This window comes from Peribacillus sp. NPDC097675 (assembly GCF_050277655.1).
Lineage (GTDB): Bacteria > Bacillota > Bacilli > Bacillales > DSM-1321 > Peribacillus.
In genome coordinates this window covers 65,815-83,120 of sequence record NZ_JBNNSK010000008.1, presented here as the reverse complement: position 1 = coordinate 83,120, position 17,306 = coordinate 65,815, and the positions used below count along the sequence as shown (strand labels likewise).

Here is a 17,306-nt window from a genome sequence, read left to right as displayed (position 1 = left end):
TCACTCCTCATCTAGGTTACAGTCTAGAATATGATGACTAAACAGAAGGGTGATGAAAACTTCGGGGTCAAATAGTCTTCAATAACAACTTTTTCAATAACGGGGTAAAGTGTTCTGGCAGTTCAGCTACACTGGGAATCATCAGCCTTTCTTTGCCATAGATGTTTTTCATCGTCAGCTCTTCGCTTTCCTCGATGCTTCCATTCGCTAAAAACATGCCGATGACATCAATCCCCTTTTTACGTGCTTCGGAAACGGCAAGATGCGTGTCGACGATTCCGTTCTGGTCGTAATGTGCCGCAGCTGGTTCGCCATCAGAGAATACGAGCAGAAAGCGGTTCTTCTCCCGCCGTCCTTCCAAATCCTTTAAAGCGACACGGATGCTGTAACCGTCCCGGTTATCCTCTTCAGGTTCAAGCTGCATGATCTTCGCGCCGGCATTCTGATAAAGTGAATCCGAATGGGAGTGGATCACGTGGAAATAGTTCGGCTGGTAGCCTTCTGTCACATCATTGGCGTCTTCCCAAAATCCGACGATTGAATGGGGGATTTTCAACTTCTTCAACACTTCATGAAACAGGACGATGCCACGCTTTGTTTCATCCATCTTATTGTGCATCGAGGCCGAGCAATCAATGAGAAGCGTGAACACGGCATCGATTTCCTTGGACTCCTGGTTCTTTTTATAAAAGATCCGCGGATTTTCATCCAGCACGAGCGGAAGCAACTTCTTCGATAACCTTCCGAACGCCAAATCTCTTCTTGGCGCATTTTTCTTATTTTCAAGCGTCTTTTCGATGGTGCTGGAAAGCTTCCGCTTGAATGGTTCAATATCAGCCACGAACTCACGGTAGCGTTTTTCCTCATCGAACGTGGATGCTCTCGCCTCTTTGATGATCATGACGGCATCCTTATTATCCTCACCAAACGGGTAATCCCCGTTTTTCCCGGTGTTCGTCTGCTTTTTCTCGAGTGTTTCCTGTTGCTTGTAGTCCTTTTCTTTACTTTCTCCAGATGAACCCTGAATTGAGGCCAAAGCCTGGTCGGCATCTTCGGCTTCCCGTGCACCGCCACCCAACATGCTCGTTTTCGTCCCTTGCTCCAGTTCAAACTGAAGGAAAGTGGAAGGGTTCTCACCGTTCTTATTCTCCCGGTGCCATGTGGAGAATTTTTCGTCGATGAATTCGCTGTCTTCTTCATCCACATCTTCTGTATCATCGTTCGACAACTCATCGTTTCTCGTCAGTTCATCGAAAAGCGTATTGGCCGTATAGTGCTCCACATTCGCAACCGGATAAATGAAATATTCATTCATGCTATCTTGGTACTCTTCATTTAAACGGAAGACGATTTGCTCGCAGATCCTCGTAATATCACTCGTCTTGTTTGCTTCAAAAACCATATAAATCAACGGTTTGATTTTTTCCAAATTCTCTATTTGCCGTTGATTGGCTCTTGGAAAAATCGGATCAGGCCGATCGGCTTGGAGCAGCATATAGATCAGACAGAACAGTTCATCGAGTGCAAAACTCCTCGTAACGTTTGCTCCCATTTGCGTTTCAAAATATTGTTTGAGATACGCCTCGCGTACGGAAAACCACTTTTTCGTTCCCGGCCGTTCTTTTTTAATGATTTCCTCAAGCCGTAAATCCTCGAATAGGGTAAATAATTGCGCCGCAAACTTCGGAAGCCCGCTTTCCTCGATGACTTCTTGATAGTCCTGTAAATCCTTTACACTCGAATAATGTAGGGTCCCGATTGTCCTGAGCAGCACATCCGTTTTCAATCCCGCGACCTTTACCTCTTGATTGCCATTTTCCCAGAAGTGGCTCGCCGTGACTTTTCTATGTACAGAATCGAGAATCGATCCGTAATTGTATTCGAATTCCAGATCGGGTATACCGGATAAAACCGTTGATAAATCCTGTAATTGCAGAAAAAGGGCCGTATCAATTATTGAATCATTGAATCGAATATATTTCATGCGGCATTCTCCTAGTTAGAATAATGTGTCGGCCAAGTTCTTCACGAACTCCCGCTCCCGTTCCTCATCAAGCTTATCCACGATGGAACGGAGAATTGCCCGCTTCGCCGGAATCAGCACACTAAGATCACAAGCATCAAGCAGTGCCCGGATCGATGCCGCATCTTCCGCTACCTTTCCTTGATTCACGGCATGAATCAGATCACCCGAAAGCTTGACGAATAGCTCGATCATTTTAGTGTCCTTCAGCTTCGTATTGGATTGGATCAATTGCTTTAACTGTTCTCCTTCAATATAGGGGACCTCAATCACGATGAACCGGTTTTTCAGCGCTTCATTCAATGGCACCGTACCCACATACCCTTCATTGATGGCTGCAATCACATTGAAGTCCTCTTTTGCGGTGATGACTTCATTCGTAAATGGGTTCGTGATCGTTCTTCTATAATCAAGCACCCCGTTGATGAGCGGCAGTGTTTCGGGTTTGGCCATGTTGATTTCATCAATATAAAGGAAAGTTCCGTGATTCATGGCATTTGTCACAGGACCCGGAACGAATTCAATCACCTGTTTTTCCTCTTTATAAGTTAACGTCTTGAAGCCCAACAAGCTCTCGGCATCGAGATCGACTGAACAATTGACACTGAACATCGGCTGGTTGAACAAATGCGAAAGCGTCTCGGCAAACTTCGTCTTCCCTGCCCCTGTCGGACCTTTCAACAGAATGTTCTTCCCCATGCTCAATGCTGAAATCGCATCGATCATCAAATCCATTTCTGGCGGTACATACCCACCTTCAGAGATCAGCTCCTGAAATTGAGCGGGATCTTTCTTATTAGTATGTAAAATATTCATGATTTCTTCTGGTAACGTATTCATCACGAGCTCATTCCACCCCTTTTTCCTCATTCTAAAGTTCTTTTCCTATAAAAACAAACATCTGCTTTTATCAGCTAGCTGTGTCGTTTTTCTTAATGATGATTAATGCACGCCATAAACCATGTAACCACCCATCTTTCTCTTATGCGCAGGTGATCCTTTTAATTACTAGGATTGATTTCAATCTTTTTCCTATGAATATCTTCCGTTCCGGCTTCCAATGCAGTTTTATAATATAAACATTTGTGGTCGATGATCTCCAGTGTTTTTTTAAGCTCTTCCATTTGTGCTTCCACAATTGCTTTTCGCTCCAAAAATAGGTTCGACCTTTTTTCCAACGTAGAATCTCCATCCGTACACCAATCAATAAATTGTTTAATTTCCTTAATCGGCATTCCTGTTGCTTTTAAACATTCAATGATCTTCAAGACATCTATATCGGACTCTTTAAACACTCTAGTACCACTGGGTGTACGTTCTAAAAAAGGCAGGAGTCCCTCTTTGTCGTAGTAACGCAAAGTATACACGGTAAGATTCAGTTCGGTTGCAGCTTCACTAATAGAATAGGTCTTCATCATTAGTCTCCTTTTCACCACTAGACTTCGAGTTAACTATAGGTACTCTCTCCACCTTATCAAGGTAAATCCCTAATGTCAAAATCCAAAAAAGGATAACAATGCTAATCACTTGACCTATAGTTAACTATAGGATTTAAGATTAGGTTGTATAGAAAAAAGGATGGGGAAAAGAATTGCCCATTCTCTTGATTACCATAAAAATTCGTAGGAGGCTATTATTCATGATAACTGCAAAAGCACGGGCTGTTGACGGTCCGCACAAACCCTTTAGAGAGACTGAAATTCAACGGCGCGACCTTGATTTGTATGATGTTTTAATTGAAATTAAATATGCTGGCATATGCCATTCCGACATCCATACTGCTCATGGTGAGTGGGGTCCAGTAAACTACCCACTCGTCCCTGGACATGAGATTGCGGGGATCGTCACTGATATTGGTGCAGAGGTCTCAAAGTACAAGGTTGGTGACCGAGTAGGAGTCGGATGTATGGTGGACTCTTGCGGTGAATGCGAGAACTGCAAAAAAGGAGAAGAACAATACTGTCACAAAGGAAATATCCAAACATACGCTGCTGTTGATAAATACGGCGAAATTACACAAGGGGGATATTCTACTCACATCGTTGTACAAGAAGATTTCGTACTGAGCATTCCTGAAAACATCAAACTAGAGGATGCCGCTCCATTACTCTGTGCAGGAATTACGACATTTTCTCCTCTAAATCATTGGGGGGCTGGTCCGGGTAAAAAAGTAGCGGTTGTCGGCCTTGGTGGTCTCGGTCATATGGCTGTTAAAATTGCACATGCGATGGGTGCAGAGGTCACTGTCCTTTCTCAAACATTAAGGAAAAAGGACGATGGTCTGAAATTCGGTGCCAACAGTTACTATGCAACTAGCGACCCGGAAACATTCGAGAAACTTGCTGGAACGTTTGATTTAATCATTAACACTGTAAGTGCGAAGATTAACCTGGATGCTTATCTAGGAACGCTCAATCTCAATGGCACGTTGGTCAACGTTGGTGCTCCCGCTGAACCGTTGTCACTAAGCGTCATGAACTTAATCGGTCATCGTCGATCATTTGCTGGTTCATTGATCGGAGGCATCCGCGAAACACAGGAAATGTTAGACTTCTGTGCCGAGCATGACATTGCACCTGAAATTGAGGTTATATCTGCCGATCAAATTGACGACGCATACGAACGCGTATTAGCTTCCGATGTAAGGTATCGATTCGTTATCGACATCAGCACGATGTAATTCGCTTTACTTTATCATTTCAATTAGGGGATGTTCTAAAAGCACCATTTTAGAACATCCCCTTTTTTATGTTGCATGAACAAAAGTACTCCAAGAAATTCTACTGTGACAACGGAGCCAGTGAGCCATTTACATCCAAAGAAAAGGAGCCATCAAAAAGATAGCTCCCTTCGTTCATCTATTTGTTCCATTTTTTACACAATCATGACTGAGGTACTTCGTTTCCTTTCATTAAGCTTACGATATAGCCTAGTATCCCACCAACGATTGCCGGAAGGATCCAACCGATGCCTACACTGAATAACGGCAGGTAATCGCTCAAAAAGTCGGAAATCGGTTCCGTCGTGATCCCTAATGCGATAAGACCATCATACATGCCGAAAATCAAGGTAAGGAAAAGACTTCCCAAGTACACCTCGGATCTCCCTTTGAAAAGGGGATGTAAAAACGTCAAGGCAATGAGCACGATGGCGACCGGATAAATCGCAGTCAAGACCGGCACCGTGTATTCAATTAAATTACTTAGCCCGACATTGGCAATCGCTGCACTGAATACCGAGAAAATGACCACATATGTTTTATACGATACGGAAGGCCATAACTTGTTAAAGTAAGTAGAGCAAGCCGTGATCAGTCCGATGCTAGTCGTTAAACACGCTGCAATCACGATTACCCCTAATAGTACGGCACCCGCAGAACCGAAAAAGTGATTCGATACTTGCGCAAGAACGTCCCCGCCATTGCCTAGTTGGCCAAGCATTTCCACGCTGGTGGCCCCAACGTATGTCAATGACGTATATACGACCATTAACAGCAATGCTGCAATCAAACCGGCTTTAGTACAGAATTTCAAAATTTCCTTTTTAGAAGTGATGCCTTTCTCTTTAACTGTATTGATGACAATGATGCCAAACGCGAAAGACGCAAGTGTATCCATCGTCAAATACCCTTCTTTAAACCCTTTGAAAAACGAATTGTCAGAATAGTCTGCTATAGGAGCTTGAATGTTCCCCATTGGATTGACAATTGCCACAATGATAAGGATAGCAATAAAAATTAATAATAACGGAGTTAAAACTTTCCCGACAATATCCAAAACTTTTGAGGGATTAATCGATAATAAACAAGCAATTCCAAAGTAAATGATGGTGAATACTAATAAAGGTAGAAATCCGACTCCTTCAGGAAGAAATGGCTTGATTCCTATTTCATAGGAGACGCTTCCCGTTCTTGGAAGTGCGAATAAAGGTCCAAGGGACAAATAAAGAACGATGGTGAAAAGTAAACCAAACATGGGATGTGCCCTACTCACTAGCGACTGCACATCATTTTTACCTGATATGCCAAATGCCAGTATCCCGATAAATGGCAATCCCACTCCAGTAAGGATGAATCCAAGGTTAGCGGACCATAAATTGGTCCCTGAGGATTGACCAAGCATGGCAGGGAAAATCAAGTTACCTGCACCAAAAAACAAAGCAAAAAGCATTAAACCTGTAACCAATGTAAAAGAAAGTGGTGCTTTCTGTGACATTATGAAACCTCCAATGTTCTAATTCTCTTGATCCATAGATAAGAGAGGTGTCTGGCTGCCTCCAATTGGAGGTCTGTGGTATATAGTGTACAAACCTAAATACAACACTCCTAACTATAAAATGCACCGGAAGGTTTGTCAAAACCTATTTTAGTAATTATTCCGAAAAATCATTATTTATATTTCCTTATTTCTCAATAAACATGATTTTATCCTTCACAGCAGGACTTTGGATATAAGAAGAAAGAAAGAGATAGAGACACTTATAAAAATAAACATTATATCAAAAGACTCAAATGGTTTTTTTATAGAATGATTTAAGCCTCAGAAATGGAAAAGCAGGGCCATCCATTTAAGATGGCCCTGCTCTATTTACTTTCTATATTAAATAGATTGTAACGCTTCAGCAATGGGGGTCTCCCCTGAAATCAAATCGAAGGAACGGTTATAGGTATGTTCCTCGGTTAGCGCAGCGAAAATTGTTTCGGCCACATCCTCACGAGGAATAGAGCCCCTTTCCAATTTCTCAGCTGCCATCACCTTACCTGTTCCCGGCTCGTTAACGAGACCGCCCGGCCGGATGATGGTATACGTTAAATCGCTATGTAACAGCGCTCGATCGGCATAGTGTTTAGCCACATAATATGGTTTAATCGCTTCGCTCCAATTTTCCCGGTTATTAGCCTGGAACGCACTAACCATAATAAACCGCTTCACCTTTAAGCTTTCAGCCGCTTCAATCGTCTTAACCGCCCCGTCAAGATCGACCAATAAGGTTTGATCTGCGCCTGTGCTACCGCCAGAACCTGCCGCAAACACAATGGCGTCACACCCTTTTGCCGCTTTCGCAATCTCTTCCACCGACCCCGTCAAACTGACGACCACCGATTCGACTCCGATATCTTCAAACGTCTTCTTCTGTTCTTCTTTTCGAATCATTGCCCGTACACTATGTTCTTTGCTCTCTTTCAATAACGTAACTAGGTGCTTCCCAATCTGCCCATTTGCTCCAACTACGAATACTTTCATCTTAAGTCAGCTCCCATCATAGATCTATTGGTTTTCTTTATCCAATTATTTCACGAAAGGAGAACAACGGCAAACAATCCGCATACACACAGGATCGAATTGGAATTCAATTAGCTTGGCCCTTAAAATATTCAGTAATGAAAGGTAATTTAAATAGGACTAGCAGCGGAACATTTTCTCTCTACTGAAACCATTCTATGTAAATGAATTTACAGCACTGAAGCTGTCAGTGCATATATGCCTTTCATTAAAGCCAAATAAATGATTAAGGCAACCCTTTCATATGAAGGATTGCCTTTTAACGTTACGAACTCCTGGTGTATTTCAGAGGAAGCAACTCACTGATTCTCGTTTTAACTGTTTCCCCGTCAAATTCTATGATGACAAAACAATCTTCTGCATAATCTGAGATTAGCTCCCGGCACATCCCACAAGGACTGACAACCTTTAACTCCCGATTGGTTTCATCGGAATAGGGATGCTTGACTGCCACGATCGTATCGAACTCCTTTTCCCCGTCCGATATCGCTTTTCCAATCGCAATGGCCTCCGCACATACCGTAATACGGCCAACATACGCTTCTATGTGAACCGCCGCCACAATTTTTCCTGACTTTGTTTTCAACGCGGCACCCACATGGTGCTTATCTTCTTCATACAGCTGTTTAATTCTTTCGCTTGCAGCTTCGATTAACGTATAATCGGATTCTTGTAAAGGATAGGTCATCATATAGCATTCCCCTTTTCTAAAACGACTAGCTCTAGTATAAGATATCCAGTTAATTGAAAGGGTTATTATTTTTTAATTCAAATCATTTATTGTCAATTTCTTTCCTGGTGTAAAACTAACGAACTCATAATTTTCTTCTCCGTTCACCATACTACGATACCCCACCTCGGTAGTATAATAATCGATCGATTTTTCATTCAATAGCTCCTGTATAATCATGCACTGTTGCACCATCTGTTGTTTTGTTAACTCGCCTTTTTCAATTTCCAGCATAATGTGGATCGGCTTTGGCGTTTTCATCTGTGGCGTCCATTCCTCGGCAACTTTGTTGTAGACTTCAACATCAGTATCCACATATTCGACTTGCGGGACTTTTTCCTGGAGGAGCTTAAGAATATACTGTTCCGCCTCCGCATTTAGCTTTTTGGATGTTTCTTTCTCTATTTTGGATTCATGGATTGTATCACTATACACTTCATACGGTTCGATACCGGAGACATAGAACCGATAGGTGGTTTCAGCTGCCACTGAATCCTTTACCACTACATTGAAGTCATAAGTTTCATCCGTCCATCCATACCCTACCGACCGCTTGATTTCGTAGTCCATGTCGGGATAAGTTTGTTCTAAGAACTCTTCCAAACTCTCCTTTGCTTTGTATTTACCAGCTTTATTTCCACTCATTTGCATATAAGCGAACACTATGGCGGCAATTAATAAAATAGCAATCACGCCGTATATTATTTTCTTTTTCATAATTAATTTCCCTCTCTTATTTTAAGAATGCAAAAGCCGATAATGATGCCAATAAAAGTCAACAGCAGGTGGACAACCAAGGCGGTCAGTGCTATTAGAAAAGCTTCCGAAAAACTTTGAGCATAAAATTCGCCGAACCAATCTGTCATATATAACAGGCAATTCCATATGAAATTCGGTACACCCGCAAGCAGGATGGCAATGAGAACGGATCGGTAAAACAGATACGTGACCGCACCTAAAAGGGCGTAGGTCAGAATAAAACCACTATTGTCATTCATAATGGTCGTACTCATGGCCAATATAAAGGCAATCGCTACAAAGAAAATTTGAATGGTCGTTAATTTCAAGGTAATATTACGCATCATTTTTTTAGAAGAAGCCCCGGGTTGCACTTCCGCGGGTAATGGAATCTGTGATTGTTCTGCTATATGCCGACATTCTTGGCAACTTTGCAAATGTTCCTCAACAAACCGTTGAGTTTTTAGTTGTAATAATTCCTCTTCATATAAAGGTAGTAAATCTTGTGTCACCGAACATCTGGTATTCATAAAGTCTCCTCCATCGTTTTTTGAATTCGCAATTTCAAGCGGTGAAAGGTTACCCGCGCGTAATTCTCAGATTTACCGATTAATGCGCCAATATCTGCAAAACTCAGCTCCCCGTATATACGTAGTAGTACGATTTCTCTCGCTGAATCCTCCAACTTTGAAATATGATATAGGAGATTTTTCGTATCCTCTTTAATTTCTGCTAGCTCTTCTACTGAATGGATTTCCGTTTCCGGCACCATAGAAAGTTTTTGCATTAAGTCAAGCTGATACTTGTTTTTGCGGTAATACTTCTTCAATAGATTATTTGCAATCGAAAACATCCAAGTTGATAAGGTGGAATTGCCATTAAAGGATGCGATGTTTTTACACGCCTCATAAAAGGTGTCATGGCAAAGATCTTGAGCAGTTGCCTGATTTCCTGTCTTGGCGTAAAAAAAAGCATAAATTTTCGGCTGAATTTGTTCGTATTCTTCTTCAAGCTTCTTCATAACTCCCTCTCTCTCTTGCTTTTCATAGTATTAATACCTCGGATACATGCTTCGTTACAACTTTTGGAAAAAAACACTTTATATAATTTTGTATTTTCACTATAGGGGTAAGAGATAAATAGCCTAATAGATGAGTAGACTTAACGGTCCTTTTAAAAAGCATATGGAATGAATATGTAGAGTTTATTGCCAATACATCATTAAAAGGGGCTGTCCCAAAAGTCCGGAAAATGACTTTTATGGCAACCCCTTTTATATTACCTATAATGTAATTCACTTGGCAGACATTTAAAAGCACACCTTATACGAAAAAGCCTAAAAAAAAGAAGTGCAGAATAGCACTTCTTATACCAATACTTTTGCACCCATCAAGTAGCTGTTCACTTCCCTCGCTACTTCACGGCCTTCATTGATGGCCCAGACAATCAGGCTTTGCCCTCTTCTCGCATCTCCGGCAGCAAAAACACCTTCGACATTCGTTCTGTATTCACCATAGACGGCATCAATCTTTTGATTGACCGTGTCTACTCCGAATTGAGTGAGTAGCGGCTGCTCTGTTCCTTCGAATCCGATGGCGATGAAGACGAATTGTGCAGGCCACACCTTTTCCGTTCCCGGAATTTCTTTAAAGAGGTAGATTCCGTCTTCCCCTTTGATTTTTTCCATTTGAATCGTATGCAATTCTTTTACGTTGCCCTGTTCATCGGCCACGATTTTTTTTGTTTGAATGGAGTATTGACGTGGGTCAGACCCGAATTTAGCTTCCGCTTCTTCATACGCGTATTCAAGGGAAAATACGTTTGGATAAGCTGGCCACATGTTATCGGACGTACGAGCGGTCGGCAGGATTGGATGTTTCCCAAATTGCACGACGCTGTTACATCCTTGACGAAGGGCAGTCGCTACGCAATCCGCTCCCGTATCTCCTCCACCGATTACGATGACATCCTTGCCTTTCGTATTTAAAAACTTACCATCTTCAAAATTGGAATCCAGCAAACTCTTTGTCGAAGTCGTTAAGTAATCCATTGCAAGATGAATGCCTTTTGCTTCACGACCTTCAATATCCAGCTCGCGCTGCTTTTGAGCACCAGTGCAGAGGATAACTGCATCGTATTGATCTTGTAATTCCTCTTTTGTGATATCTTTTCCGACTTCCGTATTCAAGACGAAATCGATGCCCTCTTGATTCAATAAGGTGATACGGCGGGCGACGACGTCTTTCTCCAGTTTCATGTTCGGAATTCCATATGTCAATAATCCGCCTGCACGGTCTGAACGCTCATAAACCGTTACAGAATGACCTGCTTGGTTTAGCTGATCGGCACTTGCCAATCCAGCAGGACCTGAACCGATGATGGCAATTTTCTTTCCAGTCCGATTTTCCGGGATGCGAGGAGTGATCCATCCATTTTCAAAGCCCTTGTCAATGATGGAGCGTTCGATGCTTTTGATGGCGACGGCCGGGTCGTTAATCGCAACCGTACAAGACCCTTCACAAGGGGCTGGACATACGCGGCCCGTGAACTCTGGGAAGTTATTCGTCTTCATCAAGCGGTCCAACGCTTCCTTCCATCTGCCGCGGTACACTAAATCATTCCACTCGGGAATCAGATTGTTAATCGGGCAACCCGTCGTGACCCGGTCCAACTCCATGCCCACATGACAGAAAGGGGTGGCGCAGTCCATGCACCGCGCTCCCTGTGTACGTAATTTTCCATCCGAGAAAGAAGTGGAATACTCTCTCCAGTCACTTAACCGGGTAAGAGGGTTTCGTTCATTTGGCTTTTCACGTGGATATTCCATAAATCCTGTTGCTTTTCCCATTTGACTCTCCCCTTCCTTACAGCATCACAGCTTGTTTGGTTGATTTTTTGCCTTGGATGGCATTAGCCTGAAACGCACTCATGAAGGCTTCTTCTTTCGATAAACCTGCTTGCCTTTGTTCCTCGATGCTATTCATCATCCGTTTATAATCTTTCGGAATGACTTTAACGAACCTTTTGACCAGATCATCCCAGTTCTCCAGTACATAGGAGGCTTTCGCGCTCTCTGTATAATGAAGGTGGTTTGAAATCATTTCTTTTACTTCATTTACATCTTTTATATCTTCAAGCGTTTCGAATTCGATCATCTCTGGATTACATAAGGCCTTGAATGCTTCCACGTCTTCCGAAAGTACATACGCGATACCGCCTGACATGCCGGCCGCAAAGTTTTTCCCGACATCCCCGAGGATTACGACACGTCCACCTGTCATGTACTCACAACCATGGTCGCCAATTCCCTCGACAACGACATGGACCCCACTGTTTCGTACCGCAAAACGTTCACCGGCACGTCCGTTAATGTATGCTTCCCCGCTTGTTGCGCCATATAGGGCAATATTTCCGGCAATTACATTGTCGCCCGCTTCAATCTGGTTACCAGTAGGTGATGTGACTACCAGTTTTCCACCGGATAACCCTTTACCGATATAGTCATTGACATCACCTGTCAAATACATCGACATCCCTTTTGGAATGAAGGCTCCGAAGCTTTGGCCAGCCGATCCTGTAAATCGAAGTGTAATCGTATCTTCTGGCAGCCCTTCCTCACCATAGCGTTTGGAAACTTCACTGCCGACGATCGTTCCAACCACACGGTTCACGTTCGTAATCGGGAAGCTTGCATCCACTTGGGTTTGATCCACCAAGGCAGGCTGTACAGCAGGAAGGATTTCCCGGAAATCCAAGGACTCTTCGATTTTATGGTTTTGCGGATGTTGGAACGTACGGATTCCCTCTGGTTGGAAAAGAAGTGTCGACAAGTCGAGGTGCTTCGTTTTCCAATGCGCCTGAGCCCGTTCGCTCACCTGTAAAACATCGGTGCGGCCAACCATCTCGTCCACCGTTCTGAATCCAAGTTCAGCCATCGTTTCACGAACCTCTTCTGCAATGAATCGCATGAAATTCACGACATGATCAGGATCTCCACCGAATTTACTGCGTAGCTCTGGGTTTTGTGTAGCCACACCGACTGGACAGGTATCCAAGTGACACGCGCGCATCATCACACAACCAAGGACCACGAGTGGAGCTGTTGCAAAACCGAATTCTTCAGCTCCAAGAATCGCTGCCATGACCACATCGCGCCCAGTCATGAGCTTTCCATCCGTTTCAAGGACGACCCTGCTGCGCAGACCGTTCAGCATCAAGGTCTGATGGGCTTCGGCAAGGCCAAGCTCCCACGGCAAGCCAGTATGCTTGATGCTCGTTTTAGGCGATGCACCCGTTCCACCATCATATCCACTGATGACAATCACATCGGCAGCCCCTTTGGCAACGCCCGCAGCGATCGTGCCGACGCCCGCCTTCGAAACCAGCTTGACGCTGATTCTTGCTTCGCGGTTGGCGTTTTTCAAGTCATGAATCAACTGCGCCAAATCTTCAATCGAATAGATATCATGATGTGGTGGCGGTGAAATCAAGCCGACGCCCGGTGTGGACCCACGAACTTCAGCTACCCAAGGATATACCTTATTCCCCGGCAATTGCCCGCCTTCACCCGGTTTCGCTCCTTGAGCCATCTTGATCTGAAGCTCATCGGCATTCACAAGATAGTGGCTCTTCACACCGAAACGACCGGAAGCGATTTGCTTGATTCCACTACGGCGGCTATCACCGTTTTCATCGATTTCATATCGATTTGGATGTTCTCCGCCTTCTCCGCTGTTACTTTTTCCACCTAAACGGTTCATGGCAATCGCTAATGTTTCATGGGCTTCCTGACTAAGCGATCCAAACGACATGGCCCCTGTTTTAAAGCGGCGTACGATTGATTCCACGGATTCCACTTCATCTATGGAGATACTCTGATTCTTTTGATTGAACGAGAATAAATTCCGTAAGAATCCAAGTCGCTCCTCATTTGCCAACTGGGAATATTGCTTAAACAGGCTGTAGTCCCCTTTTCGGCACGCCCATTGCAGCGTATGAATCGTTTTCGGATTGAACGCATGATGCTGCCCATTCGCTCTATATTGAAAATCGCTTCCCGCCTCTAGCGTTTCATTGGAAAGATCCGTGATTGCTTTTTGGTGACGAATCCATGCTTCTTCGGCAATGGTATCTAGCTCGATCCCGCTAAGCTGTGAAGCTGTACCGCTGAAATAGCGTTCAATCACATCTGCGCTAATACCGACCGCTTCGAAAATTTGTGCCCCACGATAGCTCTGTACTGTGGATATCCCCATCTTCGACATGATCTTGACGATGCCTTCCGTCACGGCTTTTACATATTTGCTGACCGTTTTTTCATAGCTAATCGCTAAACTGCCGTCAGCTACCGCTTGTTTATAGGTCTCAAATGCAAGATAAGGATAAATCGCATCTACCCCATATCCAATCAAAGCGGCAAAGTGATGAACTTCCCTTACCTCTCCCGTTTCGACGATAATGCTTACCTTCGTACGGTTTCCATGGCGGATAAGTTCTTGATGAAGGGCGCTAGCAGCCAATAATGGCGGAATCGCAGCTTGTTCTTTGCTCATATTTTTATCGGATAAAATTAAGAGGCTAACCCCTTCCGCTATCGCTTGCTCCGCTTCACGGCAAATCCGGTCCAATCGACTTTCCAAATCTTCAGAAAATAAAGTCTCTATGACCCTACTTTGGAATTCCGGATAGTTGTTTTCCTTAAGCTGATTCATCTGGCCTGGCGTCAAAACAGGTGTATCCAATTGAATCCGGTGGCTGTTCGTTTCATTTGGATTCAACAAGTCCCCTTCCGCCCCTAAAAACGTCATGGTTGACGTCACGATCTGTTCACGAAGCGAATCAATCGGTGGATTAGTAACTTGGGCAAAGGACTGTTTGAAATAGTTGAACAACGATTGCGGGCCATCCGATAATACCGCTAGCGGAATGTCATTTCCCATCGAGCCAAGTGGATCTTTTCCTTCCTTAATAACCGGTAGTAAATACTTTTGCACGTCCTCATACGTATAGCCGAACGCTTTTTGACGGAAAAGTAAATCTGGAATAGGCTCCACATCGACTGTTTGTTCTTCGTCCGATAATTGCACAATCTGATCATCCAACCACTGCTGATACGGTTGTTCGTTTGCCATTTCGGATTTGATTTCTTCATCAGAAATGATGCGACCTTCCTCTAAATCTAGTAAAAGCATCCTGCCTGGGCTTAAACGCTCTTTATATAAAACATTTTCTGGCTCAACATCGATTACGCCGACTTCCGAGGAGAAAATGATGTAATCATCTTTTGTTACATAATAACGGGCCGGTCTTAAGCCGTTACGGTCCAGAATCGCCCCGATTTGTTTCCCGTTCGTGAATGAAATGGCCGTCGGACCATCCCATGGCTCCATCAACATGCTGTGATATTCGTAAAAAGCTTTCTTTTCCTTCGTCATATGCGGATTTTCCGTCCAGGGCTCAGGAATCAACATCATCGCTGCATGTGCCGGTTTCCGACCTGCCAAGACGAAAAATTCTAGTGCATTATCCAAAATGGAAGAGTCACTTCCGTCTGTATCCAAGATAGGAAGGACCTTTTGTAAATCATCCCCGAATGCTTCAGAAACAAACTGCTGTTCACGCGCTTTCATCCAATTTACATTCCCTCTTAGCGTATTGATCTCGCCGTTATGGATCAAGTAACGGTTTGGATGGGCCCGTTCCCAGCTAGGAAACGTATTGGTACTAAAGCGGGAATGCACTAAAGCGAAGGCCGACAAAAAATCCTCATGCTGTAGATCAAGATAAAAAGCATCCACTTGTTCCGGTGTCAGCAATCCCTTGTATACAATCGTAGCACTTGAAAGGCTAGCAAAATAAAAACGGTTTCCGCGTTCCCTTGCCCAATTTTCTGCCTGTTTTCGGATGATGAATAACTTGCGTTCAAAAGCCAAATCTTCCGTAACGTCTTCACTGGCACCAATGAATACCTGACGGATCGTCGGGCACGTTTCTTTGCCGACATTTCCGATTTTCGCTACGTCTACAGGTACCGTTCTCCAACCCAGAAGTGTTTGACCCTCTTGTTCGATTAAGGAATTTAGACGTGTTTCAATCGCATTCCGTTCTGCATCATCATTAGAGAAAAAGAGCATCCCCACACCATAGCGTCCCTTTTCCGGCAAATTCATTTCCGGGCAAGCAATCCTAAAGTACTTATCAGGAATCTGCACCATCAATCCTGCTCCATCTCCTGTAAGAGGATCGCTCCCTTGTCCGCCGCGATGATCTAATTGGCACAGCATCTGCAGTCCTTGTTTGACGATATCATGTGTAGCTAGCCCCTTTAAATGAGCGTATAAACCGATCCCACATGCATCATGTTCAAATTCCGGACGGTAAAGACCTTGTGCTTTTGGTATTTGATTGTATGTCATAATGTTTCCCCCCTCTTATTTCTTACACCGTTATGTCACTTACATATTATTCTAGGTTTTCAAATCAATATAAACAATATATAATTAAGCATAAATCAATCTCACTTTGAGATAGATGGATGGAGATGAGCAAATGGAACTACGCCAATTACGTTATTTCGTCGAAGTTGCTGAAAGAGAACATGTCTCTGCAGCCGCCGAACACTTACATATAGCCCAATCGGCCATCAGTCGCCAGATTGCTAGATTAGAAGAAGAACTGGGAGTCATGTTATTTGAGAAAATTGGTCGGAACATTCAATTAACTCCGATTGGAAGAATATTCTTGATCCATTCTAAAACGGCAATCAAGGCGATAGAGTACGCCAAATATCAAATCGAAGAATTCCTGGACCCCGAACATGGAATGATTAAAATCGGGTTTCCGACAAGCCTCTCTACCTATTTACTGCCGACTGTCATTTCCGCCTTTAAGGATGAGCAGCCGAATATTTCGTTTCACTTGAAACAGGGATCCTACTCCTACCTAATGGAGGCAGTGAAAAACCGCGAAATCGGTTTGGCCTTCCTCGGACCGATTCCTACAAAGGATTCCGATATCGAGAGTCATATCTTATTCACCGAAAATGTGTCCGCCCTGCTTCCCATCTCCCATCCGCTCGCGGAAAGAAAGACCTTGCGCCTAAGCGACCTGCGAAATGATCCTTTTGTCCTATTCCCTAAAGGATACGTTCTGAACACCATTGCCATCGAAGCCTGTAAACAGGCCGGGTTCACGCCGAACATCGCTTCGGAAGGAGAAGACATGGATTCCATAAAAGGGCTCGTATCGGCCGGAATCGGTGTCAGTCTGTTGCCTGATAGCACCTTCTACGAATTCGTACCGAGAATGACCGTCAAAATTCCCATTGAAACACCTTCAGTCAAGCGGACAGTCGGTATCATCTCTCCAAAAAATAAAGAGCTGGCCCCTTCGGAAAAGGTTTTTTACGAGTTTGTAAAAAGATTCTTCTCGCGGCTGGAGCGATATCAATAATATTTTCGCAATAATGGGATAACTTCCTAAAAGCCCACCTCTTGAATACAGTACCAAGACACTATGTTCAGGAGGTATTAAA

13 protein-coding genes are annotated in these 17,306 nt (G+C 43.8%); 2 read left to right on the top strand and 11 right to left on the bottom strand.

Annotated features, from left to right (window positions below; all coding sequences use genetic code 11):
* Window positions 1–67: 67 nt before the first annotated feature.
* The 3 genes from ACQKL5_RS13060 to ACQKL5_RS13050 form a co-directional block, all read right to left on the bottom strand.
* Window positions 68–1,984, bottom strand: a complete 1,917-nt coding sequence (locus tag ACQKL5_RS13060; protein WP_427609286.1) for a vWA domain-containing protein — start codon at window positions 1,982–1,984, stop codon at window positions 68–70.
* 15 nt (window positions 1,985–1,999) lie between these two features.
* Window positions 2,000–2,863, bottom strand: coding sequence for an AAA family ATPase (locus ACQKL5_RS13055; protein ID WP_427609493.1), 864 nt, complete (start codon window positions 2,861–2,863; stop codon window positions 2,000–2,002).
* A 161-nt stretch (window positions 2,864–3,024) separates the two neighbouring features.
* Window positions 3,025–3,438, bottom strand: a complete 414-nt coding sequence (locus ACQKL5_RS13050; RefSeq protein ID WP_427609284.1) for a MerR family transcriptional regulator — start codon at window positions 3,436–3,438, stop codon at window positions 3,025–3,027.
* A 224-nt stretch (window positions 3,439–3,662) separates the two neighbouring features.
* Between ACQKL5_RS13050 and ACQKL5_RS13045 the strand changes: the two genes are divergently transcribed.
* Window positions 3,663–4,703: an NAD(P)-dependent alcohol dehydrogenase gene (locus ACQKL5_RS13045; protein ID WP_427609283.1), complete on the top strand. Its 1,041-nt coding sequence runs from the start codon at window positions 3,663–3,665 to the stop codon at window positions 4,701–4,703.
* Window positions 4,704–4,905: 202 nt separating this feature from the next.
* Here the strand turns inward: ACQKL5_RS13045 and brnQ are convergent, their stop codons facing one another.
* The 8 genes from brnQ to gltB form a co-directional block, all read right to left on the bottom strand.
* Window positions 4,906–6,237: a branched-chain amino acid transport system II carrier protein gene (gene brnQ, locus ACQKL5_RS13040; RefSeq protein ID WP_427609282.1), complete on the bottom strand. Its 1,332-nt coding sequence runs from the start codon at window positions 6,235–6,237 to the stop codon at window positions 4,906–4,908.
* Window positions 6,238–6,621: 384 nt separating this feature from the next.
* Complete coding sequence (locus tag ACQKL5_RS13035; protein ID WP_427609280.1) at window positions 6,622–7,266, bottom strand: SDR family oxidoreductase; 645 nt, start codon at window positions 7,264–7,266, stop codon at window positions 6,622–6,624.
* 304 nt (window positions 7,267–7,570) lie between these two features.
* Window positions 7,571–7,996 (bottom strand): cytidine deaminase, encoded by a 426-nt coding sequence (locus ACQKL5_RS13030; protein WP_427609278.1) that lies wholly within the window; start codon window positions 7,994–7,996, stop codon window positions 7,571–7,573.
* A gap of 72 nt (window positions 7,997–8,068) precedes the next feature.
* The gene (locus ACQKL5_RS13025) at window positions 8,069–8,752 is read right to left on the bottom strand and encodes a hypothetical protein (RefSeq protein ID WP_427609276.1); all 684 of its coding nucleotides are present in this window, start codon (window positions 8,750–8,752) and stop codon (window positions 8,069–8,071) included.
* 2 nt (window positions 8,753–8,754) lie between these two features.
* Window positions 8,755–9,303: a zf-HC2 domain-containing protein gene (locus ACQKL5_RS13020; protein WP_427609274.1), complete on the bottom strand. Its 549-nt coding sequence runs from the start codon at window positions 9,301–9,303 to the stop codon at window positions 8,755–8,757.
* Window positions 9,300–9,794, bottom strand: coding sequence for an RNA polymerase sigma factor (locus tag ACQKL5_RS13015; RefSeq protein ID WP_427609272.1), 495 nt, complete (start codon window positions 9,792–9,794; stop codon window positions 9,300–9,302). Before ACQKL5_RS13015 ends, ACQKL5_RS13020 begins: the two co-directional genes overlap by 4 nt.
* 345 nt (window positions 9,795–10,139) lie before the next feature.
* Window positions 10,140–11,621 carry a glutamate synthase small subunit gene (gene gltD / locus ACQKL5_RS13010; protein ID WP_427609270.1) on the bottom strand — a complete coding sequence of 494 codons (1,482 nt, stop codon included), beginning with the start codon at window positions 11,619–11,621 and terminating at the stop codon, window positions 10,140–10,142.
* 16 nt (window positions 11,622–11,637) lie between these two features.
* Complete coding sequence (gene gltB, locus ACQKL5_RS13005; RefSeq protein ID WP_427609269.1) at window positions 11,638–16,188, bottom strand: glutamate synthase large subunit; 4,551 nt, start codon at window positions 16,186–16,188, stop codon at window positions 11,638–11,640.
* 133 nt (window positions 16,189–16,321) lie between these two features.
* Between gltB and ACQKL5_RS13000 the strand changes: the two genes are divergently transcribed.
* On the top strand, window positions 16,322–17,224 hold the full coding sequence (locus ACQKL5_RS13000; protein ID WP_427609268.1) for a LysR family transcriptional regulator: 903 nt from the start codon (window positions 16,322–16,324) through the stop codon (window positions 17,222–17,224).
* Window positions 17,225–17,306: the final 82 nt, after the last annotated feature.

Bases quoted from the DNA above. Each gene is read 5' to 3' on its own strand.
- ACQKL5_RS13020 (WP_427609274.1), bottom strand. From the start codon at position 9,303: ATGAATACCAGATGTTCGGTGACACAAGATTTACTACCTTTATATGAA.
- ACQKL5_RS13055 (WP_427609493.1), bottom strand. From the start codon at position 2,863: ATGAATACGTTACCAGAAGAAATCATGAATATTTTACATACTAATAAG.
- ACQKL5_RS13015 (WP_427609272.1), bottom strand. From the start codon at position 9,794: ATGAAGAAGCTTGAAGAAGAATACGAACAAATTCAGCCGAAAATTTAT.
- ACQKL5_RS13000 (WP_427609268.1), top strand. From the start codon at position 16,322: ATGGAACTACGCCAATTACGTTATTTCGTCGAAGTTGCTGAAAGAGAA.
- ACQKL5_RS13025 (WP_427609276.1), bottom strand. From the start codon at position 8,752: ATGAAAAAGAAAATAATATACGGCGTGATTGCTATTTTATTAATTGCC.
- gltB (WP_427609269.1), bottom strand. From the start codon at position 16,188: ATGACATACAATCAAATACCAAAAGCACAAGGTCTTTACCGTCCGGAA.
- ACQKL5_RS13045 (WP_427609283.1), top strand. From the start codon at position 3,663: ATGATAACTGCAAAAGCACGGGCTGTTGACGGTCCGCACAAACCCTTT.
- gltD (WP_427609270.1), bottom strand. From the start codon at position 11,621: ATGGGAAAAGCAACAGGATTTATGGAATATCCACGTGAAAAGCCAAAT.
- ACQKL5_RS13060 (WP_427609286.1), bottom strand. From the start codon at position 1,984: ATGAAATATATTCGATTCAATGATTCAATAATTGATACGGCCCTTTTT.
- ACQKL5_RS13035 (WP_427609280.1), bottom strand. From the start codon at position 7,266: ATGAAAGTATTCGTAGTTGGAGCAAATGGGCAGATTGGGAAGCACCTA.
- ACQKL5_RS13030 (WP_427609278.1), bottom strand. From the start codon at position 7,996: ATGATGACCTATCCTTTACAAGAATCCGATTATACGTTAATCGAAGCT.
- brnQ (WP_427609282.1), bottom strand. From the start codon at position 6,237: ATGTCACAGAAAGCACCACTTTCTTTTACATTGGTTACAGGTTTAATG.
- ACQKL5_RS13050 (WP_427609284.1), bottom strand. From the start codon at position 3,438: ATGAAGACCTATTCTATTAGTGAAGCTGCAACCGAACTGAATCTTACC.